Genomic DNA, 23,749 nt, shown 5'->3' on the forward strand with positions numbered 1-23,749 from the left:
CGCGGCCGGTGCTTGGAGGGAGCCGGGCGCGTGCCTAGATTGCAGGGGTGAGCACCGCCATCACCGCGCGCATCGCCGAGGGCGTGCTGTCCATCCCCGCCGCCGACTGGGACGCCTGCGCCGGCACGGGCAATCCCTTCCTCACCCACGGCTTCCTGGCCGCGCTGGAGCGGTCCGGCTCGGTCGGCGGGCGAAGCGGCTGGCAGCCGCTGCCGGTGGTGGTGGACGGGCCCGACGGGCGCCCGGCCGCGATCGCCCCCGCCTATGGCAAGGCTCACAGCCAGGGCGAATATGTGTTCGACCATGGCTGGGCCGACGCCTGGGGGCGGGCGGGGGGCGACTATTATCCCAAGCTTCAGGTGGCGGTGCCGTTCACGCCGGTGCCCGGCCCACGGCTGCTGCTGCGCGATCCTGCCCAGGCACCGGCGCTGATCGCCGCGCTGGAGACGCTCACCCGCCAGAACGGCCTGTCCTCCGCGCATGCGACCTTCGTCGATCCGGAGGAACTGCCGCGCTGGCAGGCGGCGGGCTGGCTGATGCGGGCGGGGACCCAGTTCCACTGGGAGAACCAGGGCTATGCCGGGTTCGACGACTTCCTGGGCGCGCTCGCCAGCCGCAAGCGCAAGGCGATCCGCAAGGAGCGCGCGGCCGCGGTCGAGGGGCTTAAGATCCGCCACCTGGCCGGTGCCGAGATCACCGAGGCGCATTGGGACGCGTTCTGGGCGTTCTACCAGGACACCGGCAGCCGGAAGTGGGGGCAGCCGTATCTGACGCGGCCGTTCTTCCCGCTGCTGTCGGAGGCGCTGGGCGACCGGGTGTTGCTGATCCTGGCCTATCGCGGCGACCGGCCGATCGCAGGCGCGCTCAACCTGGTGGGGGCGGACGCGCTGTACGGACGCTATTGGGGAGCGGTGGAGGAAGTGCCGTTCCTGCATTTCGAGCTGTGCTATTACCAGGCGATCGAGGCGGCGATCGCGCGGGGGCTCCGGCGGGTGGAGGCGGGCGCGCAGGGCGAGCACAAGCTCGCGCGCGGTTATGCGCCGGTCACGACCTGGTCGGCGCATTACCTGCCGGACCCCAATTTCCGCCGTGCCGTCGCCGAGTATCTGGAGCGCGAGCGCGAGGCGGTGGTGCACGAGCAGGAGTATCTGGGCGAGCTGACGCCGTTCCGGCGGGGGTAGAGGCGGCTGAGGCGCCAGTCCGGCGTCGCGGACCCTTATCGCCGCCATCCCCACTGGGCGCCGGCCTTCGCCGGGGCACCCTTGCCTCGTGCCCTCAGGACTCGCGCGTCGGGCGGTCGATGCGGCGGCCCACGGGGCCGTAGAGGTCGGTCGGCAGCAGGGTGGCCGCGCGCTGGCGGTGGTCGATGCGGAACACGGCGCTGCTGCCGTTGCGCCACAGCGGGATCAGGCCTTGCTCCAGCCGCCGGTCATATCTGGGCGGGCGGATCATCCAGACATAGTCGAACTTGTCGCGCGGGAAGCGGTGCAGGGCACCGGCGACTGGCCGCCACCATTCGCGCGGGCACTGGACGTCCGTCACGATCTGCGAGGGATCGTGCGAGAAGCCGCGCGCCGGGTAGCGGGTGGTGAGCAGCTGGGCGCCGACCATCGACCATTGGTCGTTGGCGTAGGCGAGACGGCGTTCGAGGGCGATGCCGGGCAGGTGCTGCAGCCGGGTCATCATCCACTCGTTGTGGCACGTCTCGCCGATGAAGGTGATGAGGCGGGCGCCGACCGGCACGTGCGGGAGGCCTGCGAGCTCCCGGTCGTAGTCGCGGTCGTAGAGCCAGTAGCTCGCCGTCGTCGCGCCGATGCGGCCGACGAAGATGGCGAGGCCGATCGCCGCGACCGTCGCGGCATGGCGGATCGACATGCCGGGCTTGGGCCGCAGCGCGATCAGCGCGATGCCGAACAGATAGGGCACCAGCCGCATGTCGGCATAGGCGGAGCCGAACACGATCCGCGGCAGCAGGAGGTAGACGGCGAGCAGGAACAGCGCCGACAGGCCGAGGTTGCGCGAATACTGGATGTTGGGATCGCGCACGCCCTTGAACAGCACCAGGTAGAGCACCGCGAGCGAGGCGATGTCGTAGAGCTGCCAGCGGTCGCGCAGCACCATGGTGACCCACTGCATCTTGAGCCGCCAGTTGAACCAGTCGCCGGTCTGGCCGCTGACATGGCCCGAGCGCCACAGCAGCATCAGCAGCGCAGGCGGGGCGAGCACCAGGCAGTGGAGGCCGGCGTGGAAGATCGCGGCGAACCAGTTGCGGCGGCGGTCGTGCTCGCGGATCAGCTCTGCCGAGGCGGCGAGGACGCCGAGCGTTCCCCAGCCATAGGTGTGGGTGAGCCAGATCAGGGCGCCGAGCGGCAGGAAGAGGATTCCGCGCAGCCGGAGCTTGCCCAGCCGCCCGAGCCGCAGCCACAGCGCAAAGGCGTTGAGCGCGAGCGCCATCGACAGCGCGAAGTTCACGAAGCCGAAGTGGAACGGGTAGCTGTAGACCAGGGGCAGCGCGAACAGTGCCGTCGCCGGGATGCGGCCGTGCACCTCACGCGCGATCCACAACAGGCCGACCGCGGTCAGCACGGGAATCGCCATGACGATCAGCTTGACCGCGAGTTCCAGGCCCAGGAGCGGCTGGAGGGGCACGATCAGGAGATCGACCCCCAGGTTGCCCATCAGGCTCCAGTGAAAGTTGTACCAGTCGGTGAGCCAGGGGGCGGCGCCGGTGCCGATCGTCTGCTGCACGCGGTAGCGGCCCATATGGCCGGGCAGGTCGACGAGCGGGGGGATCTCCGGCCACAGCAGCGGCACGGCCGCCAGCAGCGCCATCGCGACCACGAACCACCGCGTCTGCCACCAGTGTGGCGTTGCCCCATTCCCCTGCATGGCCCCGCTTTTACCCGGCATCTGTCCGGCGGCAAGCGAATGCGCGTCGGCGTGTCGCCCGGCGCGCGACGAGGAGGGGCGCAGGAGCTGCGGCATGGGGAGGGGAACGGGGCCGGCGCGGATGCACCGGCCCCGCGATGCCCTTAGCGGTCGCGGCGGCCGAGCAGGCGCAGGCGCAGCGCGTTCAGCTTGATGAAGCCGGCGGCGTCGCGCTGGTCATAGGCGCCCTGATCGTCCTCGAAGGTCACGACCTTTTCCGAGTAGAGCGAATAGGGCGACTTGCGGCCGATGATGTGGACGCCGCCCTTGTACAGCTTGAGCCGCACGGTGCCGGTGACCTTGGTCTGGCTGTAGTCGATCGCGGCCTGCAGCATCTCGCGCTCCGGCGAGAACCAGAAGCCGTTGTAGAGCAGCTCCGCATAGCGCGGCATCAGCTCGTCCTTGAGGTGGGCGGCGCCGCGGTCGAGCGTGACCTGCTCGATCGCGCGGTGCGCGGCGTGCAGGATGGTGCCGCCCGGCGTCTCGTACATGCCGCGGCTCTTCATGCCGACGAAGCGGTTCTCGACCAGGTCGAGGCGGCCGATGCCGTGGGTGCGGCCGAGGTCGTTGAGCTTGGCGAGCAGGCTGGCGGGCGACAGCCCCTCGCCGTTGATCGCCACCGCGTCGCCGCCTTCGAAGTCGACGGTGATGATCTCCGGCCGGTCGGGCGCGTCCTCCGGGCTGACGGTGCGCGAGAAGACATAGTCCGGCACCTCCTCCCACGGATCCTCGAGCACCTTGCCCTCGGACGAGGTGTGGAGGAGGTTCGCGTCGGTGGAGAAGGGGCTCTCGCCGCGCTTGTCCTTGGGGACGGGGATCTGGTTCTTCTCGGCGAAGTCGATCAGCGCGGTGCGGCTGGTGAGGTCCCATTCGCGCCACGGCGCGATCACCTTGATGTCGGGCTGGAGCGCGTAATAGCCGAGCTCGAAGCGGACCTGGTCGTTGCCCTTGCCGGTGGCGCCGTGGCTGACCGCGTCGGCCCCGACCATCTTGGCGATCTCGATCTGGCGCTTGGCGATCAGCGGCCGCGCGATCGAGGTGCCGAGCAGGTACAGCCCCTCGTAGAGCGCGTTGGCGCGCATCATCGGGAAGACATAGTCCTTGACGAACTCTTCGCGCAGGTCGTCGATGAAGATGTGCTCGGGCTTCACGCCCATCAACTCGGCCTTCTTGCGGGCGGGCTCCAGCTCCTCACCCTGGCCGAGATCGGCGGTGAAGGTCACCACCTCGCACTGATATTCGGTCTGCAGCCATTTCAGGATCACGCTCGTGTCGAGGCCGCCCGAATAGGCGAGCACCACGCGATTGATCTTGTCGGCCATCAGCTCATTCTCCGAAATGCCCTCACCGGGGCCCGCGTGCCGGTGGCAGGGCGGGCCGGCGCTTCTCACGCGGGCAGGTTGCGCGCGCGCTCTATGCCTCGCGCGGCGCTTCCGCAAGCGGCTCGCCGACGGATCGCACCAGCCGCGGGAGCGCGAGGCCGAGGCCGGCGGCGCGGTAGGCGTAGCTGGCGAGCAGCGCGGCCCACATGCCGACCGCGCCCCAGGGCCGCAGCAGCAGGTCGGTAGCGAGGTAGAGCAGGGTGGCGGCGACGGCGGCGTTGCGCAGGCTCCTGCCCGCGGTCGCGCCGATGAACACGCCGTCGAGCAGCCAGGCGGGGGCGCCGACCAGCGGCACCAGCGCGGCGAAGGGGAGCAGCGCGACCGCGTGGGCGCGGACCTCCGGATGGTCGGTCACGGCGGCGATCAGCGGCACGCCGTCGAGATGGATCAGGAGCGCGAAGGCGGCCCCGGCGGCCAGCGTGAACTCGCCCGTGAGCCGGGTCGCGCGGAGCAGCTCGGTGCGGGCGCCGCGGCCGATCGCCTCGCCGATCCGCGACTCGGCGGTGAAGGCGAAGCCGTCGAGCACGAAGGCGGAGACGGAGACGAACTGCATCAGCACGTGGTTGGCCGCGAGCGGGACCTCGCCCAGCCGCGCGCCCGCATTGGCGAACCAGCCGAACAGCACCAGCAGGGCGACGGTGCGGACCATGATGTCGGCGTTGACGGCGAACAACCGGCGCAGCGTGTCGCGATCGAACAGCCGTGCGCTCAGGCCGCCGAGGGCGCCGGGACCGAGGATGCGCAGCGCGAGGAAGATGCCCAGCAGCAGCGCGCTCCATTCGGCGCAGGCGGTGCCGAGGCCGACGCCGCGTGCGCCGAGGCCCAGCCCCCAGACGAACCAGAGGTCGAGCACGGCATTGACCAGGTTCATCGCGATCTGGAGCAGCAGCGCCGCGCGGGTGCGGCCGAGCCCGAGCAGCCAGCCGTTGAGCGCGAACACGCCGAGGCTTGCGGGGGCGCCGAAGAAGCGGCCGCCGACATAGCCGCTGGCCGCCGCATCGAGCGCGCCGCCGCCTGCCAGCAGCGCAAAGGCGAGCGGGACCAGCAGCAGCTGGAGTGCGAACAGCACCACGCCGAGCCCGAAGCCCAGCGCCAGGCCGCGCAGCAGCATGGCCCGCACCTCCTCCGCATCGCCGGCACCCTGCGCCTGGGCGGTCATGCCGGTCATCCCCATGCGCAGGAAGCCGAAGCTCCAGAACAGGAAGTTGACGACGGTGGTGCCGAGCGCGACGCCTGCCAAGGCGGCGGCATCGCCGGTGCGCCCGACGACGATCGTGTCGACCATGCCGACCAGCGGCACGGTGGTCTGGCCGAGCATGATCGGCCATGCCTGCTGAAAGATCGAGGCGCGGGTGAGCGGGGCGGGCGTGGTCATGGGGCTGGGTGGTTCGATACGGGGCTCCGACACGCTCCCTGCTCCGCACGAACGGACGCGGGGTGGTCGTCGGATCAGCCGACGGCCACTTCGTGCAGCCGCCGCTCCTCCTCGAGCATATAGTCGCGGGTCAGCGGCAGGGCGTCGCGCGCGCGGGCGAACTGGAGCTGGTAGTTGACCATGCCCCCATAGTCGAAGCTGACCTGCGAGCCGGCGAGATAGAAGGTCCACATGCGGAAGAAGCGCTCGTCGTAGAGGTCGACGATCGCCTGGCGGGCGGCGACCGCGCGGTCGTACCAATGGGCGAGCGTGAAGCCATAGTGGCGGCGCAGCACTTCCACGTCGGTCAGGAACATCTTGTTCCCCTCGTGCGCGCGGACGATCTCCGACAGCGCCGGGATATAGCCGCCGGGGAAGATGTACTTGGCGGTGAAATGGTCGGTCACCCCCGGCCCACCGGCGCGGCCGATGGTGTGGAGCAGCATCACGCCGTCGGGGGTGAGCAGTTCGCGGCACTTGGCGAAGAAGGTGCGGTATTGCGGCGGGCCGACATGCTCGAACATGCCGACCGAGACGATGCGGTCGAACTGGCCCCGGACCGCGCGATAGTCGATCAGCTCGAAGCGGACCTTGTCGGCGACACCGGCTTCCTGCGCCCGGCGGCGGGCGACCTTGAGCTGCTCCTCCGACAGGGTGATGCCCAGCACCTCGGCCCCGGTCTTGCGGTGGAGGTAGAGCGCCATGCCCCCCCAGCCGCAGCCGATGTCGAGCACGCGCATGCCCGGGCGCAGCGCGAGCTTGGCGGCGATGTGCGCCTTCTTGTCGACCTGCGCCTGTTCCAGGCTGTTGCCGGGATCGGCGAAATAGGCGCAGCTGTACTGGCGGTCGACGTCCAGGAAGAGGTCGTAGAGCCGGTCGGACAGGTCGTAGTGATGGGCGACGTTGCGCTTCGACTGGCGGGCCTGGTTGTAGCGATCGAGTCGGTGGAGCACGGCGTTGGCGACGAGGCGCATGCCGCGGGCCTTGAGCTTGCTCTCGCCGGCCTCCCAGAGGTTGTTCTTCTTGAACAGCACCAGCAGGTCGCGGATGTCACCCTGCTCGATGACCAGCCGGCCGTCCATGAAGGCTTCCGCCGCCCCGAGGCTCGGGTCCCGCACGATCGCGGCGAGGACCTTGCGATCGGTGAAGCGGATCGTGACATCGGGGAAGCCGGGGTCCGGCGTGCCGAAGCGGCCGGTGCTCCCGTTGGCGTTGTGGACGGTCAGCTGGCCCTTCCGAACGGCCCGCGCGAAGAACATATCGATCAGCGCCATGCCGGGGAGGCTAATGGCCTTCGACGGGAAAAGCTACCGTTTGGTTCGATAAGCCGTGCGCCGCTCAGTCGGCGAAGAGCAGCACCGGCGTCTCCAGCAGCCGCTTGAGCGCCTGGACGAAGCTCGCCGCGTCCCAGCCGTCGACCACCCGATGGTCGCACGAGATCGACACGTTCATCAGCTTGGCGCGCCGGATCGCGTCGCCGCCGCGGCCGTCGTCGACAAACACCGGCCGCTCGACGATGCGGTTGGGGCCGAGGATCGCGACTTCGGGGCGGTTGATGACGGGGGTTGTGGCGACCCCGCCCAAGGGGCCGAGCGAGGTGACGGTGATGGTGCCGCCCGACAGCTCTTCCGAGCGCGCCTTGCCGGTGCGCGCCGCCTCGGCCAGGCGCACGATTTCGGCCGCGAGCTGCCAGACGTTCTTGTCCTGCGCGTCGCGGATCACCGGCACCATGAGGCCGGCGTCGGTCTGCGTCGCCATGCCAAGGTGAACGCGGCCGTGGCGGGTGACCACGCCCGCCTCGTCATCATAGCGGGCGTTGAGCATCGGGAAGTCGGGCAGGGTGCGGCACAGCGCGGCGATGAACAGCGGCAGCAGGGTGAGCTTGGGCCGGTCGCCGCGGTTCGCGTTGAGGTCGGCGCGCAGTGCCTCCAGCGCGGTGACCTCCACCTCCTCCACATAGGTGAAGTGGGGGATGTGGCGCTTGGAAGCGGCCATGTTGTCGGCGATGCGGCGGCGCATGCCGATGACCTTCACGGGCTGGTCGTCGCGGGCGCGGCTGGCGTGGGGGGCGTGATAGCCCTGGGACTGGCCGTAGCGCAGGTGGGCGTCGAGGTCGGCGTGGCGGATGCGGTCGCCCTCGGTGCGGACCTGCGCCAAGTCGATGCCGAGGTCACGGGCACGGGCGCGCACGGCGGGGGAGGCGAGGATGGGGTGCTTTGAAGCAGAAGCGGGTGCTTCTTCTTCGTATCCCGGCGAACCCGTGTGCCCCGGCGAAGGCCGGGGCCCAGCATCGGGGGTCGTCGTGATACGCGCTGCGTTCTCCTCGCCGGCGTCCCCCATCTGGGCCCCGGCCTTCGCCGGGGTACGGTCAGAAGAAGAAGGGGGGGAGGATGCTTCCTCCCCTTCCGGCGGGGTGAGGCACGCGGGCGCGGCATCGCCGGCAACCTCCACCCCGGGGTTCTCCGCCACCACCGCGTCGCTCTCGGTCTCTTCCTCCGTCTCGATCACCACCAGCGTGGAGCCGATCGGGATCGAATCGCCGGGCTCGCCGGCGAGCTCGATCACCACCCCGGCGACGGGGCTTTCCATCTCTACGGTCGCCTTGTCGGTCATCATGTCGGCGAGGCGTGCGTCCTCCTCGACGCGGTCACCGATCTTCACGTGCCAGGCGACGATCTCCGCCTCGGAAATGCCTTCGCCGATGTCGGGCAGGCGGAAGCTGAAGCGTGCCATCAGGTCCTCATCACTTTCTTGAGCGCTTCGCCGATGCGGACGGGGCCGGGGAAATAGGCCCATTCCAGGCTGTGCGGATACGGCGTGTCGAAGCCGGTGACGCGTTCGATCGGCGCCTCGAGATGGTAGAAGCAGCGTTCCTGCACCAGCGCCGACAGCTCGGCGCCGAAGCCGGAGGTGCGGGTCGCCTCGTGCACGATCATGCAGCGGCCGGTCTTCTTCACCGACGCCTCGATCGCCTCGATGTCGAGGGGGACGAGCGTGCGCAGGTCCAGGATCTCGGCATCGATTCCGGCCTCCTCGACCACCGACTGGCAGACATGGACCATCGTGCCATAGGCGAGGATGGTGAGCGCCTCGCCCGCACGCGCCACCGCCGCCTTGCCGAGCGGCACGCGGTAGTAGCCAGTGGGGACGGTGGCGGCGGGATGCCCCGCCCAGCTCTTGGCAGGGCGGTCCCAATGGCCGTCGAACGGGCCGTTGTAGATGCGCTTGGGTTCGAAGAAGAGGACGGGGTCGTTGTCCTCGATCGCGGCGATCAGCAGCCCCTTGGCGTCATAGGGGGTGGAGGGGATCACCGTCTTGATGCCCGAGACATGGGTGAAGATGCCCTCGGGGCTCTGGCTGTGCGTCTGCCCGCCGAAGATGCCGCCGCCGAACGGCGAGCGCACCGTGATCGGCGCGGTGAAGTCGCCGTTGGAGCGATAGCGCAGCCGCGCCGCCTCCGACACCAGCTGGTCGAGCGCGGGGTAGATATAGTCGGCGAACTGGATTTCCGGCACCGGGCGCAGGCCATAGGCGCCCATGCCGATCGCGACGCCGACGATGCCGGTCTCGGTGATCGGCGTGTCGAACACGCGGGTCTTGCCGAACTTCTTTTGCAGGCCGGCGGTCGCGCGGAACACGCCGCCGAAATAGCCGACGTCCTCGCCCATCACGATCACGTCCGGGTCGCGCGCCATCATGACTTCGAGCGCGGAGTTGATCGCCTGGATCATGTTCATGGGCGCGGTCTCGCCCGGAGCGGAGGTGCCCGCCATCGCTGCTTCCTCGCTCACTTGCGGGCCCATGGGCGGCCGGAGGCGGCCTCTTCCGCCAGCATCTGCGCCTGCTGCTCGCGCAGGTGCCAGGGCATCTCCTCGAACACGCCGTCGAACAGGCTGTCGAGCGGCTGGTGCAGGCCGTGGCCGAGCACGCCGTTCTTTTCGGCCTCCTTTTGTGCGGCGCGGACTTCCTCCGCGACTTCGCGGTCCATCGCAGCGTGGCGCTCGTCGTCCCATTCGCCGATCGCGACCAGATGCGCCTTCAGCCGCGCGATCGGATCGCCCAGCGGCCAGGCGGTCGCTTCCTCGGCGGAGCGATATTGCGAGGGGTCGTCGGAGGTCGAGTGCCCCTCGGCGCGATAGGTGAAATGCTCGATCAGCGTCGGCCCCTGGTTGGTGCGGGCGCGCTCGGCTGCCCAGCGGGTGGCGGCATAGACCGCGAGCGCGTCGTTGCCGTCGACGCGCAGCCCCGCGATGCCATAGCCGATTGCGCGGGCGGCAAAGGTCGTCGCCTCCGCCCCGGCGAACCCGGAGAAGCTGGAGATCGCCCACTGGTTGTTGACGACGTTGAAGATCACCGGCGCGCGATATACGGCGGCAAAGGTGCAGGCGGAGTGGAAGTCGCCCTCCGCGGTCGACCCTTCCCCGCACCAGGCGGCGGCGATGCGGGTGTCGCCCTTGGCCGCCGACGCCATCGCCCAGCCCACCGCCTGCGGGTACTGCGTGGTGAGGTTGCCGGAGATCGAGAAGAATCCGGTGTCCTTGGACGAATACATGATCGGCAGCTGCTTGCCGTGGAGGGGATCGCCGCGGTTCGAGTAGATCTGGTTCATCATCTCGACCAGCGGATAGTCGCGGGTGAGGAGGATCCCCTGCTGGCGATAGCTGGGGAAGCACATGTCGTCGCGGTCGAGCGCCAGCGTCGCGGCGACGGCCACCGCCTCCTCGCCCGTGCACTTCATGTAGAAGCTGGTCTTGCCCTGGCGCTGGGCGCGGAACATGCGCTCGTCGAACGCGCGGGTGCGGGCCATCGAGCGCAGCATCCGGCGCAGCACTTCGGGTGCGAGGCGCGGGTTCCAGGCGCCGACCGCCTGGTTGTCCTCGTCCAGCACGCGCACCAGCGTATAGGCGAGCTCGTGGAACTCGGCCGGCTGCGCGCTGGTGTCGGGGCGGCGGGCCGCATCGGCGGGGGGGATGACGACCTCTGCGAAATCGACCGGATCGCCGGGGCGGAAGCGGGGCTCCGGCACGTGCAGCGCCAGGGGCGGCAGATTGGGTCGCAGCGACTCTTCGCTCACTCGTCTCTCCTAGGCCTGCCGTCCGGGGCCGGAACCCCGCGCAGACTCGTTTCAAGCGAGTGTTATAAAATTTCAAAGGTTCGGGGAAGCCAGGATCGTCGCTGCGGTGCAGCGGCGCGGTGGGCGGGTGGTTTACGGCGACGGCAGCACGTGCGGCCCTCGCCCCAGGCAGGAGGCACAGCTATGAAAGGGCATGACCTTGCTCTCCAACTCCATTCCGACGCGCGGCCTCGGCCTGGCGCTGATCCTGCTCGCCACTGCCTGCAACGACGGGGGAACGGCAGCGCCCGACAATGCGGCGTCGGAGCCGACTCCCGAAGCGGCGGCGACGGTCGCGCCGGTGCCGGTGCCGACTGCCACCCCATCCCCGGCGACCGCCTCGCCCCAGCCGAGCCCGGTGGCGTTGCCGCAGGAGCGACCGGCACTGGACATCACCCAGGCGGACGTTGAGGCGCAGCTTTCGCCCGCTCTGGAGGCGTGCCTGAACTCGGGCGATGCCGCCAAGGGCGTGTCGGTGGCTATGGGCGCGTGCGTCCGCGACGAGCTGGCGGTGCAGGACGCGCGGCTGAACGCGGCCTATAAATCGGCCATGGACAAGCGCGGGCCGGCCGAGCAGGCGAAGCTGCGGATCGAGGAGCGGGCCTGGATCAAGCGGCGCGACGCCGAGTGCGAGGCGCAGCGGACCGGCGGGACGATCGACATGGTCGAGGTGCCCATGTGCCTGGTGCATGAGACGGTGCGGCGGCGGATCACGCTGCAGCCGATGGCGGGCTGATCGCGGCGGTGCGGGCGCTGTCCAACCTGCTGTTCGTGCTCGCCGCCGGGATCGCGGGCCTGGCGGTCCTCGCCGCTGCCGCGCTCCGCAACACGGCGTGCGGCTATGCACCCAACTCCAGCGGGTGCCGGGCGGCGTGGCCCTGGGAGATGAACGGCGACGACCGGCTGTGGCTGTTCGACGTTCCCGTGCTGCTGGTGCTGGGGATGGTGGCGGGCGCGGTGATCCTACGGCGCAAGTCGCGCTGACCCTCAGCCTTCGGGGAAGGCGGCGCGCAGGGCGTCATACTGCCGGCGGCTGATCGGCAGCATCGATCCGTGGCGGGTGCCGCCCGGCATTTCGTAGCGGTTCCATTCGGGAACGCCGCTATTGCCCGACACCTGATACCACGGCCCCTGCAGCGTCGGCGCCATCGAGAGGCCGTAGCTGGTCCCGGCATATTGCTCGTAATAGAGCAGCCAGTCCTTGTCGCCGGGCGAGCGGACCAGCGTCGGCGCCTCGCGGAAATTGGGGCTGAGCGGCGCGCCGGGCAGCGGATAGGGGCCGAGCAGCTGCGCGGCGCAGCTGATGCGGATCGTCTTGCCGGTGGTCCATTCGTACGACGGGTAGCGCTCGTCCTTGATCACCGCGCAGTATCCGCCGCGGGGATCGGGCTGGACGATGGTGTCGATGGTCGCCATGTCCCAGCTGAACAGGCGGCGAGGCTTGGCGCCAAAGGTCTTGAGGTCCGGCGACTGGACGTAGAGCGTGCGCTGGCTCGCCCAATAGCGTTCCGGATCCTCGCGATTGCCGTCCTCGTTTGGGGTGTGCCAGGTGAGCAGGAACTGGCGAGAGGGCGTGTCGAAATAGAGCTTAGGCGCGCCGATGCGCTGCATGGCGTGCGGGTGGCCCGGGATGTCCTTGAGATCGGGACGGTAGGTGCCGAACGGCGCCCAACGAACGAGATCGTCGGAGACCCAGAAGCGGATCAGCGGGTCCTCGTCGCTGTTGTTGCCGACCAGATAGTAGCGCCCGTCGGGGCCCTGGGCGATCGAGGCGTGGCCGTGGTAGTCGGCGGAGACGGGCTTGCCGCCGTTGAGGCGCGTCCAGTGGAAGCCGTCGAGGCTGACCGAGTAATAGAGGACGCCGTAGCGTTCCTTGGTCATGTGGGCGAAGAGATAGGCCTTGGCCGGATCGACATAGGGCGTGACAGGGCCGCCGGGTGCGACCTGCGCGGTCGCCGGCACGGCTGCGGCAAGGGCGGCTAGCGCCATGGCGACGGCGCGCTTCCAGATGGTCCGCATGGCTCTCTCCCGATGATCTTTTGATCATACAAATAGGAGAGGGGCCAGTTTGTCCAGCGTCGCCCGGTCAGGGCAGCAGCGTCACCGACATGATGGCGCTGCGGCTGGCGCCGGGGGCGACGCGCATCATGCCGGGCTTGTCCCAGATGTCGCCGGAAAAGCCGACCGGGTCGGCGATGCCGTGCCAGGGCTCGACGCAGACGAAGGCCGCGCCGGGCTTGGTCCAGATGCCGAGCATGGGGGTGTCGGGGAAGCCGATCTCCAGCGCCGGGCCCTCGCCGGCGTCGTAGCGCAGCGACTGGCTTTCGAGCTGCTGCCAGACGAGCGCGTCCTCGGTGAAGAGGGCGTCGGAGAGGGGGAGCACGCGGTCCCGGAGCGGGCTCGGGCGTGGGGCGGGCGCGATCAGGCCGTCCTCGATCGACGCGAGGGTTGCGGGCTCATGCTCCGGGAAGGTGATGCGATGCGCCTCGCGCGGGCGGCCGTAAGGGAGCGGCCAGGCGAAGGCGTGGTGGAAGCCGATGCTCGCCGGCAGGTCGCGGGTGTCGCGGTTGGTGACCGTGACAGTAGTGGTGAGGGTCGAGCCTCCGAGCGCGTGGGTGACGTCGAGCGCAAAGGCGCGCGGGTAGACTTCGCGGCTCTCGGCATCGTCCTCCAGCCGGAAGCGGACGTGCGCCGCGCCCTGCTCTGCCAGCGTAAAGGTGCGTCGGCGGGCGAAGCCGTGCTGGGGCAGCGCATAGTCGCCGCCGTCGAGCCGGTAGCGGTCGCCCGCCAGCCGGCCCACGATCGGGAACAGGATCGGCGCATGGCCGGTCCAATAGGCGGGATCGGCATCGGTCATCAGCTCGCGGCCCTGCGCATCGCGCAGCGACACGAGCTCGGCGCCGAGCGGATCGATCGCCGCCCGGAGGATGCCGTTGCCGATCTCCACCCGATCAGCCACGCAGGGATGCTCCCAGCTTGGCGGCGGCGGCGACGACCTTGTCGGCAACGCCCTTGATCTCCGCGTCGGTGAAGCTCTTCTCGCCCGGCTGGAGCGTGACCTCGACGGCCAGCGACTTGCTGCCTTCCTCGACCCCGGCGCCGGTGAAGACGTCGAACAGCCGCGCGTCGACGATCGCCGCCTTGTCCGCACCGCGCACGGCCCGCACCAGCGCGTCGCCGCTGACGGTGGCGGGTACCAGGAAGGCGAAGTCGCGCGTCACCGCCTGCAACGCCGGCGGCGCATAGGCGGGGCGCATGAAGCCGGTGCCGCGCTTGCCGGGAAGCGCGTCGAGGAACAGCTCGACCGCGACCACGGAGCCCGACAGGTCGAACGCCTTGGCGAGGCGCGGATGGAGCGTGCCGAAGGCGGCGAGCACCGTCTTCGGCCCAAGCCGCAGCGTCGCCGACTGACCGGGGTGATAGGCATCGCCCGCGCCGTCCATGACCTGGAGGTTGGCGACCGGCGCACCGGCGGCCTCCAGCAGCGCGAGGGCTTCGGCCTTGGCATCGAACGCGTCGAAGGGCGCAGCCTTGCCCGCTTGCCAGCCGCGGCTGCGCTGCTCGCCGGCGAGGACGACGCCCAGCGTCAGGCGCTCGCCGTCGGCCAGATAGCGGCGGCCGATCTCGAACAGGCGCACGCCGGTGGCGCCGCGCTTGAGGTTGCGGTTCGCGGCCGACAGCAGCCCGGGGAGCAGCGAGGGGCGCATGACCTTCATGTCCTCGCTGATCGGGTTGGCGAGCGTCCAGGCGCCGCCGCCGAAGCTTGCGGCGGCATCCTCGGCGATGAAACTCCAGGTGATCGCCTCGTTGAGCCCGCGCGCAGCGGCCGAACGGCGCAGGCGGCGCTCCAGCTTCTGCTCGGGCGTGGCGGTCGGGCGGGCGACGCCGGCGGGGCGGGGCAGCGGCGTCGAGGGGACCTTGTCGATGCCCTCGATGCGGATCACTTCCTCGACCAGGTCGGCCGGGCCGTCGACGTCGCGGCGCCAGCTCGGCACTACCACGTTCCATTCGAGGTCGACCACGAAGCCGAGGCGTTCGAGGATCTCCTGCTGCCGCTCGGGCGCGACCGCGAGCCCGCCGAGCGTCTCGGAGAGGTTCGGATTGTAGGCGACGAGGCGCGGATCGGCCGGCGGCTCGCCGGCGCGGGTGACTTCGCTCGGGGTGCCGCCGCACAGGGCGAGCACCAGGCGGGTGGCGATCGCCAGCCCTTCGTCGAGGAAGGCGGGATCGACGCCGCGCTCGAACCGCTGGCGCGCGTCGGAGGTGAGCGCGAGCTTCTGGCCGGTGCGGGCGATCGTCTCCGGCGTGAAATAGGCGCATTCGATGAGCACGTCGGTGGTCGTCTCCGACACGCCCGAATGCTCGCCGCCCATGATGCCGCCGATGTCGTGCACGGCCGCATCATCGGCGATCACGGTCTCGCCGCCGTCGAGGGTGTAGGTCTTGCCGTTGAGCGCCAGCACCTGCTCGCCCGCGGTCGCATGCCGAGCGACCAGCCCGCCCTGGAGCTTGGCGCGATCATAGACGTGCAGCGGGCGGCCGAGGCCGAGCATCACATAGTTGGTGATGTCGACCAGCGCCGAGATCGGCTTCTGGCCGACCGCGGTCAGGCGGCGCTGGAGCCAGTCGGGCGAGGGGCCGTTGGTGACGCCCGCGACGGTCTGGGCGAAGAAGGCGGGGCAGCCCTCCGGGTCATGGGTGGCGACGTCCGGGCCGGCGCCTTGCGGCGTGATCTGAGGCAGATCGCCAAGCACCGCCTCGAGCGGGCGCAGCGTGCCCAAGCCAGCGGCGGCAAGGTCGCGGGCGATGCCGCGTACACCCATGCAGTCCTGCCGGTTGGGGGTGATCGCCACGTCGATGACGGGATCGTCGAGGCCGGCATAGTCGGCAAAGGTGGTGCCGACCGGCGCGTCGGCCGGCAGCTCGATGATGCCGTCATGGTCCTCGCCGAGTTCCAACTCACGTGTCGAGCACATCATGCCGTTGGATTCGACGCCGCGGATCGCCGCGACGCGCAGCTCCATGCCGTTGGCGGGGACGACCGCGCCGGGCATGCCGAACACGCCGACCAGCCCAGCACGCGCGTTGGGGGCACCGCAGACGACCTGGAGCGGGCCGTCGCCGGCATCGACCGACAGCACCTGGAGCTTGTCGGCCTGGGGATGGCGCTCGGCGGTGAGGACGCGGGCGACGCGGAAGCCGGTGAGGCGCGCGGCCGGGTTCTCGACGCCTTCGACCTCCAGCCCGATGCGGGTTAGGCCGTCGAGGATCGCGTCGAGCGAAGCGTCGGTGTCGAGGTGCTCGCGCAGCCAAGAAACGGTGAACTTCATGCGCCCACTCCCCCCGACAGCGTGGGCACGTCAAGCGCCGAGAAGCCATAGTGCTTGAGCCAGCGCAGGTCGCCGTCGAAGAAGGCGCGGAGATCATCCATGCCGTATTTCAGCATCGCGAGCCGATCGACGCCGGTGCCGAAGGCGAAGCCCTGGTACTCGTCGGGGTCCAGGCCGCAGGCGGCGATCACCTTGGGGTGGACCATGCCGGAGCCCAGCACTTCCATCCAGCCTTCTGACCCGCCGACCACGCGCTTGCCCTTCTGCATGGTGTAGCCGATGTCGACCTCCGCCGAAGGCTCGGTGAAGGGGAAGTAGCTGGGGCGCAGGCGCAGCACGATGTCCTCGCGCTCGAAGAACGCCTTGAGGAAGGTCTCCAGCGTCCATTTGAGATGGGCAAGGGTGATGCCCTTGTCGATCACCAGCCCTTCGATCTGGTGGAACATCGGCGTGTGGGTGGCGTCGCTGTCCGAGCGATAGACGCGGCCGGGCGCGATGATGCGGATCGGCGGCTTCTGCGACAGCATCGTGCGGATCTGCACGGGGCTGGTGTGGGTGCGCAGCACCATCGGCCGCTCGTGCTCGCCGGCGAGGTAGAACGTATCATGCATCGCGCGTGCCGGATGCGTCTCCGGGATGTTGAGCGCGGTGAAATTGTGCCAGTCGTCCTCGATCTCGGGGCCGGTCGCGACGGCGAAGCCGAGGTCGGCGAAGATCTCGGCGAGCTCGTCCATGACCTGGCTGACCGGGTGGACGCTGCCGGGCGCGGTGCGGTCGACCGGAAGCGTCATGTCGAGCGTCTCGGAAGCGAGCCGCGCGTCGAGCGCGGCCTGCTCCAGCCCCGCCTTGCGCGTCGCGATCGCCTCGGTCACCGACTCGCGCAGCGCGTGGATGCGCGGGCCTTCGACTTGGCGCTGCTCGGGGGTCATGCCACCGAGCGTCTTGAGGAGGCCGGTGACGGCGCCCTGCTTGCCGAGCGCGTGGACGCGCACTGCGTCGAGCGCGTCGAGCCCGGCGGCCGCGTCGATCGCCGCCAAGAGGTCGGCTCGCAATTGTTCGAGATCGGGGGTCATTGGAATTCCGTTCGCAAGATTGGGAGGTCCGAACCTTAGTCGGCGGCTGAGGTCAAGCCGTTCCGGGGTCCGTCACGCACGCGCGGCGAGCAGAAGGCCGCCGAAGCCGATGAACAGCGACCCCGTCGCGCGGTTGAACAGGCGCTGCCGGCGCGGCGGTGCCAGCCAGCGGGCGAGCGAGCGGCCGCCCAGCGCATAGGCGGCGTACCAGCCGCCCTCGATCACCACGAACGTCGCGACCAGGATCGCCAGCTGGAGCCAGAAGGGGCGGCTGGGGTCGAGGAACTGCGGGAACAGTGCGGCGGCGAAGACGATCAGCTTCGGGTTGGAGAGGCCGGTGCCGAGGCCCGCCGCATAGAGCGCGCCGGGACGGCTGCGGGTGAAGCCCTCTGCCCTGGGAGCATCCGAGACCGGGGCCCGCCACGCCTTGATCCCGAGCCAGATCAGATAGGCGGCACCGGCGAAGCGCAACGCACCGTAGAGCCGGGGCGACGCCTGGAGCAGCGCACCAAGTCCCATTGCCGAGGCGAGCAGGCACAGCAGGTTGGCGCTCATAAGCCCCGCCATGGAGAAGACCGCGCGGCGCGGGCCGTGGTGGATGCTCTGCACCATGACGTGCAGCATGTTCGGGCCGGGGGTGCCCGCGATCAGGAACACGGCGGTGACGTAGAGCCACCAGAGGTGCATCGCCATTCGTGCCTCCTCATTTGCCCCCGCCACCCGGGTGGCCAAGGGCGAAAACGAAAAGGGCGCCGGTGTTGCCACCGACGCCCCATGTTCGCTTGACGCTGCAGGTCGCTTAGGCGGCCTGGGGCAGCGCCGCCTTCGCCTGAGCGACGATGGCGGTAAATGCCTCACCTTCGTGCATCGCGATATCCGCCAGGACCTTACGGTCCAGCTGGATGCCGGCGAGCTTCAGGCCGTGCATGAACTGCGAGTAGGTCAGGCCCTCGGCCCGGACGCCTGCGTTGATGCGCTGGATCCAGAGGCCGCGGAAGGTCCGCTTCTTAACCTTGCGGTCGCGATAGGCGTACTGGCCGGCCTTTTCGACGGCCTGACGTGCGATGCGGATCGTGTTCTTGCGACGGCCGTAATAGCCCTTCGCCTGATCCAGAATACGCTTGTGCTTGGTGCGGGTCGTGGTGCCGCGCTTGATGCGTGCCATGTGTCAGTACCTCCTTAGCGCAGACCGTAGGGCGCCCACGCCTTGACGTGTGCGACGTCGGCGTCGGCGAGCACCGAGGTGCCGCGGTTCTGGCGGATGTACTTGGCGTTGTGGCTGATCAGGCGGTGGCGCTTGCCGGCCACACCGTGCTTCACCTTGCCGGTAGCGGTGAACTTGAAGCGCTTCTTCACGCCGCTCTTGGTCTTGAGCTTGGGCATTTTGGTCTCCTTGTGTGACACGACCCAGAAGATCGCCGCGGCAGCCCTTTTGGCCGGGCGATCCCTCGAGACGGGCTCGAAGAGTCGTGGAAAGACGGCGCGCTTAGCGCAATGGCGGTGCGGACGCAACCGCGGGTGGTGGCGCGGAAGCGTGCTTCTCCTGCGCAGGAGCACGGATGGCGCGTGCGGAACTCGTTTCGCTTCCGGCGAGTTTTTGCCGTCATGGCTGATCGCGAAGTGCCCCCTGTCGCGGACGATGTGCCGCCGCCGCCTGCCGCACCCCCGGCGGCGCCGCCGCGACGTGGACGGCCGCGCTGGCTGACGATCCTGCTGCGGGTGGTGCTGGGCATCTTCGTCGCGCTGTTCCTGGTGTGGGCGATCCTGTTCATCACCAAGGGCCGGTTCCTGAAGCCCACGTTCGAGAAGATCGCGTCGAGCTCGGCCGAGCGGCAGGTGCGGGTCGCGGGCGATTTCCAATTCTATTTCAACCCGATCAACCTGAAGTTCCTGGCCGAGGGGCTGACGGTCTCCAACCCGGCCTGGGCGGGCGGCGGCAATTTCCTGGAGGCGAGGAAGTTCGACAGCCAGATCGCGACCTTCACCTTCCTGTTCGGCAAGCGGCGGATCAACTGGCTGGGGCTGGACGGCGCGCGCGTCGACCTGGCCTGGGACGCCGACCACCGCCGCAACACCTGGACCTTCGGCGACCCCAACGCCAAGGGCGAGCCGTTCGACATGCCGGTGATCCGCCAGGCGGCGGTGAGCAATTCGGGGCTGCGCTACAGCGACCCGTCGATGCGGATCCTCGCCAACGTCCGCTTCCGCACCGTGGAGGCGCGCGACAGCAAGGTCGCCAACGCCGTGCGGTTCGACGGCGACGGGCGCGCGCGCGGCATTCCGTTCACGCTGACCGGCGCGCTGCTGTCGCCGAACGCGGCGCTGGCGGGTGGGCGCACCCAGCTCGCTCTGACAGTGCGGGCGGTGGATGCGGTGGGCACCGTGACGGGAACGCTGCCGGAGCCAACGGTGATCGAGGGATCGGACCTGAAGGTCGACCTGCGCGGGCGCAACCTGGCGAACCTGTTCGAGGTGTTCGGGCTGACCGTGCCCGACACGCGCCGCTACCATCTCGCCTCCGCGCTGACCAAGCGGGGCGAGGAGTGGCGCTTCACAGGGCTGCGCGGCACCTTTGGCGAGAGCGATCTGAGCGGCGCGTTCAGCGTGTTCCAGCGCGAGCCGCGCATGTACCTGACCGCCGATCTCGCCACCCGCCGGCTCGACATGATCGATGTCGCGCCGTTCATCGGCTACAATCCCGACCGGCTGGACAAGCAGGGCAAATCCGGCACGGTGACGCGCGTGGGCGGCACGCCGCGGCTGTTGCCGGACACGCCGCTCAACGTCGAGGCGCTCAAGAACTTCGACGCGAAGGTCAACTGGACGGTGCGGCAGGTGCGGTCGGAGAATGTGCCGATCTCCAACATCAAGCTCGGGCTGTCGCTCGAAGACCGGCTGCTGAAACTCTCGCCGCTCAACTTCACCATGGCGCGGGGCACGGTGCTGTCGGACATCAGCATCAATGCGCGCCGGGCGCCGGTCTTCACCGACTATGACATCCGGCTGACGCCGACGCCGATGGGCAAGCTGCTCGCGGGCTTCGGCGTGGCGGAGGCAGGTACCAGCGGCACCATTTCCGCGCGCGTGAAGATGACCGGCAGCGGCAACAGCGTGCATGATTCGCTGGCGAGCTCCAACGGGCGCATCGCCTTCATCATGCCCAAGGGCACGTTCTGGACGCGCAACATCCAGCTGTCCGAGATCGACGTCGGCACCTTCGTGCAGAAGATGTTCGAGGACAAGCTGAAGGAGCCGGTGCAGATCAACTGCGGGCTGATCGGCTTCACCGTGCGCAACGGCGTAGCGGCGGCCGACCCGATCCTGATCGACACGCAGAAGAACGTGATGCTGGGTCGCGGCGGCTTCAGCTTCAAGACCGAGGCGATCGACCTGGCGTTCCGCGCGGACTCTAAGAAGTTCTCGCTGTTCGCGGGCCAGTCGCCGGTCGGGATCAACGGCTATTTCGCGGAGCCGGGCTTCGACGTGATCAGCCCGGAACTGGTCGGCCGCGCCGGCATCGGCTTGGGGCTGGCGGCAGTGGCGACCCCGATCGGCGGGCTGCTGGCGTTCGTCGACGTGGGCGATGCCAAGTCGGCAGCATGCGGGCCGATCCTCGCCGGCGCCACCGCCAAGGCGCAGCGCACCACCAAGGGCAAGCCGCGCGACGATGTCGGGGCGGGTACCACGTCGAAGGACGAGGACGGCAAGGGTTCGCGCGAGGAGAAGAAGACCCAGCGCAAGAAGTTCCTGGGGATCTTCTGAACCTTTGATCCACCGGCGTGGACCAAGTTCTTCCCGAGCTTGGTTGACAGCTGGACTGCACTGCCCCCACACATCGATTTGTGGGGTTCGACTCCCCATTGGGCATTTCTCGAACGCGACACTGAAAGGTGCGGACAGCACAGATGAGAAATGTCCTCGCTGTGGTAGCAAGTGCCTGTGAAGCGCTCCAACTCAAGCTTTCCGGCGCCAGCCCATCGGCAACCGTGTCGCGGCTTTGCGAGCTTCGGGCTCCCGCCGCGTCGCCGTGGTGCCGGAAAGTGAGTGGTTGATGACTCCGCTTCTTCTGGTCGTCCTCGTCATTGCGATTGCGGGGCTTGTCCTGTGGGCGTCCCTTGAGGCGACCATCATCTACCCCCCGATGGTGGGGCTGCTCTATCGGGACGGCCGGTTCCAGCGGGAACTGCTGCCCGGGCGGCACATCCGCTTCGATCCGCTGAAGCGGACCAGGATCGTTCAGGTCCTGGTGGCGGAACGGCCGGTCTCGCTTCCGGAGGTGACGATTCTCTCCAAGGATCAGTTCTCGTTCCGCCTGAGCCTGGCGCCGGTGATGGCGGTGACGGATGCTCGTGCCTATTTCGAAACGCAGCAAAGCCTCGATACCCCGTCGTTCGCTCATTTCGTGGGGGGTAGCGGCGTTCACGCTGCGCTGTACCCGTCGGTGGCGGCGGCGACGCTGGAGGCTGCGGGCGAACGGACGTTGGCGGAAATTCTGGCATCCCCCGGCGTGTTGACGGCGGATGTCCTCGCCCGCATCGAGGGCGCGGTACCTGGAGCGACCGTCTCCCGGCTGCTGCTGACGGCGGTGAACCTGCCGCCCGAGACGCGCAAGATGTTCACCGACGTGGAGCGTGCGAAGATGGAGGCGCAGGGTGCGCTCGAGCGCGCACGCGGCGAGCAGGCTGCGCTTCGCGTGCTCGCCAATGCCGCCCGGCTCGTCAGCGACAATCCGGCGCTTGCCAATCTGCGGCTGCTGCAGGCGATCGAGGCAACCAAGGGATCGACGACCATCATCCTGGGCGAGGGCGCCATTGCGCCGGGTGGGTTCGGCCCAGTCGGCAGCACCGGTCGCAGACGCGATGGCCTCGAAGCGGGAGGATAGTTCATGAAAAGGCTGCAACCGGCGCAGGCTGTGCTGCTGGGTTTCCTGATCGTCGGGCTGGTCGCGTTCCTGTTCGCGTCGGGGTACGGCATCGGCAGGAACATCGCCGCACGGGAGCAGGCGGCCGAGGCGGGCGCCCGCTAAGCCGGCAAGAGGCGCCAGCGGAGGCGATCGCCGGTCGACGCGGTGCAGAGCCTTTGACCTCGCGCACGATCCTGCGCCATCAAGCTGGCATGGCTGCTTCCCCGCTTTCCCTGTCGCGACGGACGCTGGTCGCCGCCGCTGCCGCTGCTGCGGCGTTTCCGACCCGGCTTCTGGCGCAGGAAAGCCGCAGGGTGCTTGCCGGCACCTATGTGCAGGAGGGCGGCGCCGGGTTCGTGCCGCTGGAGGCGGCGCCGGGCGGCGGCTGGAGCGCAGGCCGGGCGCTGCCGGAGATCGCGAACGCCTCCTTCGGCGTGCAAAGCGGCGGCACGGGCGTGCGCTATCTGGTGGATGAGCAGGCCGAGGGGGCGCTCGGCATCTATGGGCGCGACTTCCGGCGCATGGCGCGGGTGTCGACGCTGGGCGCCGATCCCTGCCATGTCGCGCTGAGCCCGGACGGTCGTGCGCTGGCCGTGGCGAATTATTCGAGCGGGAGCGTGGCCCTCTGGAAGCTCGACCCGACGACCGGGCTGCCGATCGACGAGGCGGCGCGGATCGTTCATGGGGGCAGCGGCCCGGACCGGGAGCGGCAGGCCGGCGCACATGCGCATTGGGTCGGCTTTGTGCCGGGGCAGCCCCTGCTGCACGCGGTCGACCTGGGCGCCGACGCGGTCTTTGCCCACCACCTCGACCCGCAATCCGGCGCGCTGGCGAGGACGACGGTCGCCTATCGTGCCGAACCGGGATCGGGACCCCGCCACCTCGCACGGCATCCGCGGCTGCCGGTCGCGTATCTGGTGGCGGAACTCGCCAACACGGTGACGATCCTCGGTGCGGAGGGGGACGGGAGCTTTCGTCGGCGGGGCGTCGTCTCGACGCTGCCGGCGGGGTTCGCCGGGTCTTCGGCGGCGGGACATATCGCGCTCAACCGCAAGGGCGACCGGCTCTATGTCTCCAACCGCGGGCACAACAGCATCGCGGTGTTCGCGGTCGGCACGGACGGCGGGCTGACGCTGCTCCAGCATGTTGCGTGCGGCGGCAACTGGCCGCGGATGTTCCTGCTGCTGGAGGAGCGTGGAGAGATGCTGGTGGCGAACCAGCGATCCGGCACGGTGGCGAGCCTGCGGATCGGGAGCGACGGGATGTTGCGGGCGGCGACGTCACACGGCGTTCCGGTGCCGGGCGTTGCCTATTTGACGGTCTGAGGGACAATCCCGCCGAAGCCTGGAGCCGGAGCGCAGTTGTTCCCGGTGCACGCCTGACCTTCGCGAAGCACGCAGCCACCCCCGAACACTGTCGTATCCCTGCGCAGGCAGGGATGCAGGGCCCAGCAGAGCGACGGCGGTTGGCGCCTGAGACCCTGGGCTCCTGCCTGCGCAGGAGCACGGGAAGGGTTGGGACGAGGGTGCCGGCGAACGCCGGGGCTCAGATGCGGGAGACGCATGGGCGCGCGGCGCCACCGCGATCTGGTGCGACCGCGCCGCGG

General features: G+C 69.4%; 21 protein-coding genes. 7 read left to right on the plus strand and 14 right to left on the minus strand.

Annotated elements, in window-relative coordinates:
• Positions 1 to 47: 47 nt before the first annotated feature.
• Entirely contained in the window at positions 48 to 1,181 is a 1,134-nt protein-coding gene (locus EO081_RS08715; RefSeq protein ID WP_129341586.1) for a GNAT family N-acetyltransferase, read from the plus strand.
• Between the two features lie 94 nt (positions 1,182 to 1,275).
• Here EO081_RS08715 and EO081_RS08720 read toward each other — a convergent pair whose 3' ends face one another.
• From EO081_RS08720 to EO081_RS08750, 7 genes are all read right to left on the minus strand, one after another.
• Positions 1,276 to 2,889 carry a hypothetical protein gene (locus EO081_RS08720; protein WP_240697617.1) on the minus strand — a complete coding sequence of 538 codons (1,614 nt, stop codon included), beginning with the start codon at positions 2,887 to 2,889 and terminating at the stop codon, positions 1,276 to 1,278.
• A gap of 143 nt (positions 2,890 to 3,032) precedes the next feature.
• Entirely contained in the window at positions 3,033 to 4,250 is a 1,218-nt protein-coding gene (locus EO081_RS08725) for an argininosuccinate synthase (protein WP_129341587.1), read from the minus strand.
• A gap of 91 nt (positions 4,251 to 4,341) precedes the next feature.
• Positions 4,342 to 5,685 carry an MATE family efflux transporter gene (locus tag EO081_RS08730; RefSeq protein WP_240697618.1) on the minus strand — a complete coding sequence of 448 codons (1,344 nt, stop codon included), beginning with the start codon at positions 5,683 to 5,685 and terminating at the stop codon, positions 4,342 to 4,344.
• 74 nt (positions 5,686 to 5,759) lie between these two features.
• On the minus strand, positions 5,760 to 6,998 hold the full coding sequence (locus EO081_RS08735; protein WP_129341588.1) for a class I SAM-dependent methyltransferase: 1,239 nt from the start codon (positions 6,996 to 6,998) through the stop codon (positions 5,760 to 5,762).
• Positions 6,999 to 7,062: 64 nt separating this feature from the next.
• Positions 7,063 to 8,457 (minus strand): dihydrolipoamide acetyltransferase family protein, encoded by a 1,395-nt coding sequence (locus tag EO081_RS08740; protein ID WP_129341589.1) that lies wholly within the window; start codon positions 8,455 to 8,457, stop codon positions 7,063 to 7,065.
• A complete protein-coding gene (locus EO081_RS08745; RefSeq protein ID WP_129342427.1) occupies positions 8,457 to 9,461 on the minus strand; it encodes an alpha-ketoacid dehydrogenase subunit beta in 1,005 nt (334 codons plus the stop codon). The genes EO081_RS08740 and EO081_RS08745 overlap by 1 nt, the downstream gene beginning before the upstream one ends.
• Before the next feature lie 50 nt (positions 9,462 to 9,511).
• Positions 9,512 to 10,798: a thiamine pyrophosphate-dependent enzyme gene (locus tag EO081_RS08750; protein ID WP_129341590.1), complete on the minus strand. Its 1,287-nt coding sequence runs from the start codon at positions 10,796 to 10,798 to the stop codon at positions 9,512 to 9,514.
• A gap of 193 nt (positions 10,799 to 10,991) precedes the next feature.
• Here EO081_RS08750 and EO081_RS17190 point away from each other — a divergent pair, with 193 nt between their 5' ends.
• Together EO081_RS17190 and EO081_RS08765 are read left to right on the plus strand one after the other, a co-directional pair.
• A complete protein-coding gene (locus EO081_RS17190) occupies positions 10,992 to 11,573 on the plus strand; it encodes a lysozyme inhibitor LprI family protein (RefSeq protein ID WP_165284573.1) in 582 nt (193 codons plus the stop codon).
• 8 nt (positions 11,574 to 11,581) lie between these two features.
• Positions 11,582 to 11,821: a hypothetical protein gene (locus EO081_RS08765; protein ID WP_129341593.1), complete on the plus strand. Its 240-nt coding sequence runs from the start codon at positions 11,582 to 11,584 to the stop codon at positions 11,819 to 11,821.
• 3 nt (positions 11,822 to 11,824) lie between these two features.
• Here the strand turns inward: EO081_RS08765 and EO081_RS08770 are convergent, their stop codons facing one another.
• The 7 genes from EO081_RS08770 to rpmI form a co-directional block, all read right to left on the minus strand.
• Positions 11,825 to 12,826, minus strand: coding sequence for a glycoside hydrolase family protein (locus tag EO081_RS08770; RefSeq protein ID WP_311721258.1), 1,002 nt, complete (start codon positions 12,824 to 12,826; stop codon positions 11,825 to 11,827).
• 97 nt (positions 12,827 to 12,923) lie between these two features.
• Positions 12,924 to 13,796, minus strand: coding sequence for an aldose 1-epimerase family protein (locus EO081_RS08775; protein WP_129341595.1), 873 nt, complete (start codon positions 13,794 to 13,796; stop codon positions 12,924 to 12,926).
• Positions 13,789 to 16,167, minus strand: coding sequence for a phenylalanine--tRNA ligase subunit beta (gene pheT / locus EO081_RS08780; RefSeq protein WP_129341596.1), 2,379 nt, complete (start codon positions 16,165 to 16,167; stop codon positions 13,789 to 13,791). Before pheT ends, EO081_RS08775 begins: the two co-directional genes overlap by 8 nt.
• On the minus strand, positions 16,164 to 17,240 hold the full coding sequence (pheS, locus tag EO081_RS08785; protein ID WP_129341597.1) for a phenylalanine--tRNA ligase subunit alpha: 1,077 nt from the start codon (positions 17,238 to 17,240) through the stop codon (positions 16,164 to 16,166). Before pheS ends, pheT begins: the two co-directional genes overlap by 4 nt.
• 72 nt (positions 17,241 to 17,312) lie before the next feature.
• Entirely contained in the window at positions 17,313 to 17,933 is a 621-nt protein-coding gene (locus tag EO081_RS08790; RefSeq protein ID WP_129341598.1) for a LysE family translocator, read from the minus strand.
• 106 nt (positions 17,934 to 18,039) lie between these two features.
• Positions 18,040 to 18,405 carry a 50S ribosomal protein L20 gene (rplT, locus tag EO081_RS08795; protein WP_125961809.1) on the minus strand — a complete coding sequence of 122 codons (366 nt, stop codon included), beginning with the start codon at positions 18,403 to 18,405 and terminating at the stop codon, positions 18,040 to 18,042.
• Between the two features lie 14 nt (positions 18,406 to 18,419).
• Positions 18,420 to 18,623, minus strand: coding sequence for a 50S ribosomal protein L35 (gene rpmI / locus EO081_RS08800; RefSeq protein WP_125961808.1), 204 nt, complete (start codon positions 18,621 to 18,623; stop codon positions 18,420 to 18,422).
• A 222-nt stretch (positions 18,624 to 18,845) separates the two neighbouring features.
• Between rpmI and EO081_RS08805 the strand changes: the two genes are divergently transcribed.
• From EO081_RS08805 to EO081_RS08815, 4 genes are all read left to right on the plus strand, one after another.
• Positions 18,846 to 21,002, plus strand: a complete 2,157-nt coding sequence (locus EO081_RS08805; protein ID WP_129341599.1) for an AsmA family protein — start codon at positions 18,846 to 18,848, stop codon at positions 21,000 to 21,002.
• A gap of 289 nt (positions 21,003 to 21,291) precedes the next feature.
• Positions 21,292 to 22,122: an SPFH domain-containing protein gene (locus EO081_RS08810; protein ID WP_129341600.1), complete on the plus strand. Its 831-nt coding sequence runs from the start codon at positions 21,292 to 21,294 to the stop codon at positions 22,120 to 22,122.
• A 3-nt stretch (positions 22,123 to 22,125) separates the two neighbouring features.
• Positions 22,126 to 22,266, plus strand: coding sequence for a hypothetical protein (locus tag EO081_RS16835; RefSeq protein ID WP_165284575.1), 141 nt, complete (start codon positions 22,126 to 22,128; stop codon positions 22,264 to 22,266).
• Positions 22,267 to 22,355: 89 nt separating this feature from the next.
• The gene (locus EO081_RS08815; protein WP_129341601.1) at positions 22,356 to 23,468 is read left to right on the plus strand and encodes a lactonase family protein; all 1,113 of its coding nucleotides are present in this window, start codon (positions 22,356 to 22,358) and stop codon (positions 23,466 to 23,468) included.
• Positions 23,469 to 23,749 lie beyond the last annotated feature (281 nt).

It is taken from the genome of Sphingomonas desiccabilis (assembly GCF_004135605.1).
GTDB classification, from domain to species: domain Bacteria; phylum Pseudomonadota; class Alphaproteobacteria; order Sphingomonadales; family Sphingomonadaceae; genus Sphingomonas; species Sphingomonas desiccabilis.

What these genes read in the sequence shown, in the direction of transcription:
- EO081_RS08720 (WP_240697617.1), bottom strand. Translation starts at nt 2,889, where the DNA reads ATGCAGGGGAATGGGGCAACGCCACACTGGTGGCAGACGCGGTGGTTC.
- EO081_RS08725 (WP_129341587.1), bottom strand. Translation starts at nt 4,250, where the DNA reads ATGGCCGACAAGATCAATCGCGTGGTGCTCGCCTATTCGGGCGGCCTC.
- EO081_RS08730 (WP_240697618.1), bottom strand. Translation starts at nt 5,685, where the DNA reads ATGACCACGCCCGCCCCGCTCACCCGCGCCTCGATCTTTCAGCAGGCA.
- EO081_RS08735 (WP_129341588.1), bottom strand. Translation starts at nt 6,998, where the DNA reads ATGGCGCTGATCGATATGTTCTTCGCGCGGGCCGTTCGGAAGGGCCAG.
- EO081_RS08740 (WP_129341589.1), bottom strand. Translation starts at nt 8,457, where the DNA reads ATGGCACGCTTCAGCTTCCGCCTGCCCGACATCGGCGAAGGCATTTCC.
- EO081_RS08745 (WP_129342427.1), bottom strand. Translation starts at nt 9,461, where the DNA reads ATGAACATGATCCAGGCGATCAACTCCGCGCTCGAAGTCATGATGGCG.
- EO081_RS17190 (WP_165284573.1), top strand. Translation starts at nt 10,992, where the DNA reads ATGACCTTGCTCTCCAACTCCATTCCGACGCGCGGCCTCGGCCTGGCG.
- EO081_RS08770 (WP_311721258.1), bottom strand. Translation starts at nt 12,826, where the DNA reads ATGGCGCTAGCCGCCCTTGCCGCAGCCGTGCCGGCGACCGCGCAGGTC.
- pheT (WP_129341596.1), bottom strand. Translation starts at nt 16,167, where the DNA reads ATGAAGTTCACCGTTTCTTGGCTGCGCGAGCACCTCGACACCGACGCT.
- pheS (WP_129341597.1), bottom strand. Translation starts at nt 17,240, where the DNA reads ATGACCCCCGATCTCGAACAATTGCGAGCCGACCTCTTGGCGGCGATC.
- EO081_RS08790 (WP_129341598.1), bottom strand. Translation starts at nt 17,933, where the DNA reads ATGGCGATGCACCTCTGGTGGCTCTACGTCACCGCCGTGTTCCTGATC.
- rplT (WP_125961809.1), bottom strand. Translation starts at nt 18,405, where the DNA reads ATGGCACGCATCAAGCGCGGCACCACGACCCGCACCAAGCACAAGCGT.
- rpmI (WP_125961808.1), bottom strand. Translation starts at nt 18,623, where the DNA reads ATGCCCAAGCTCAAGACCAAGAGCGGCGTGAAGAAGCGCTTCAAGTTC.
- EO081_RS08805 (WP_129341599.1), top strand. Translation starts at nt 18,846, where the DNA reads ATGGCTGATCGCGAAGTGCCCCCTGTCGCGGACGATGTGCCGCCGCCG.
- EO081_RS08810 (WP_129341600.1), top strand. Translation starts at nt 21,292, where the DNA reads ATGACTCCGCTTCTTCTGGTCGTCCTCGTCATTGCGATTGCGGGGCTT.
- EO081_RS16835 (WP_165284575.1), top strand. Translation starts at nt 22,126, where the DNA reads ATGAAAAGGCTGCAACCGGCGCAGGCTGTGCTGCTGGGTTTCCTGATC.
- EO081_RS08815 (WP_129341601.1), top strand. Translation starts at nt 22,356, where the DNA reads ATGGCTGCTTCCCCGCTTTCCCTGTCGCGACGGACGCTGGTCGCCGCC.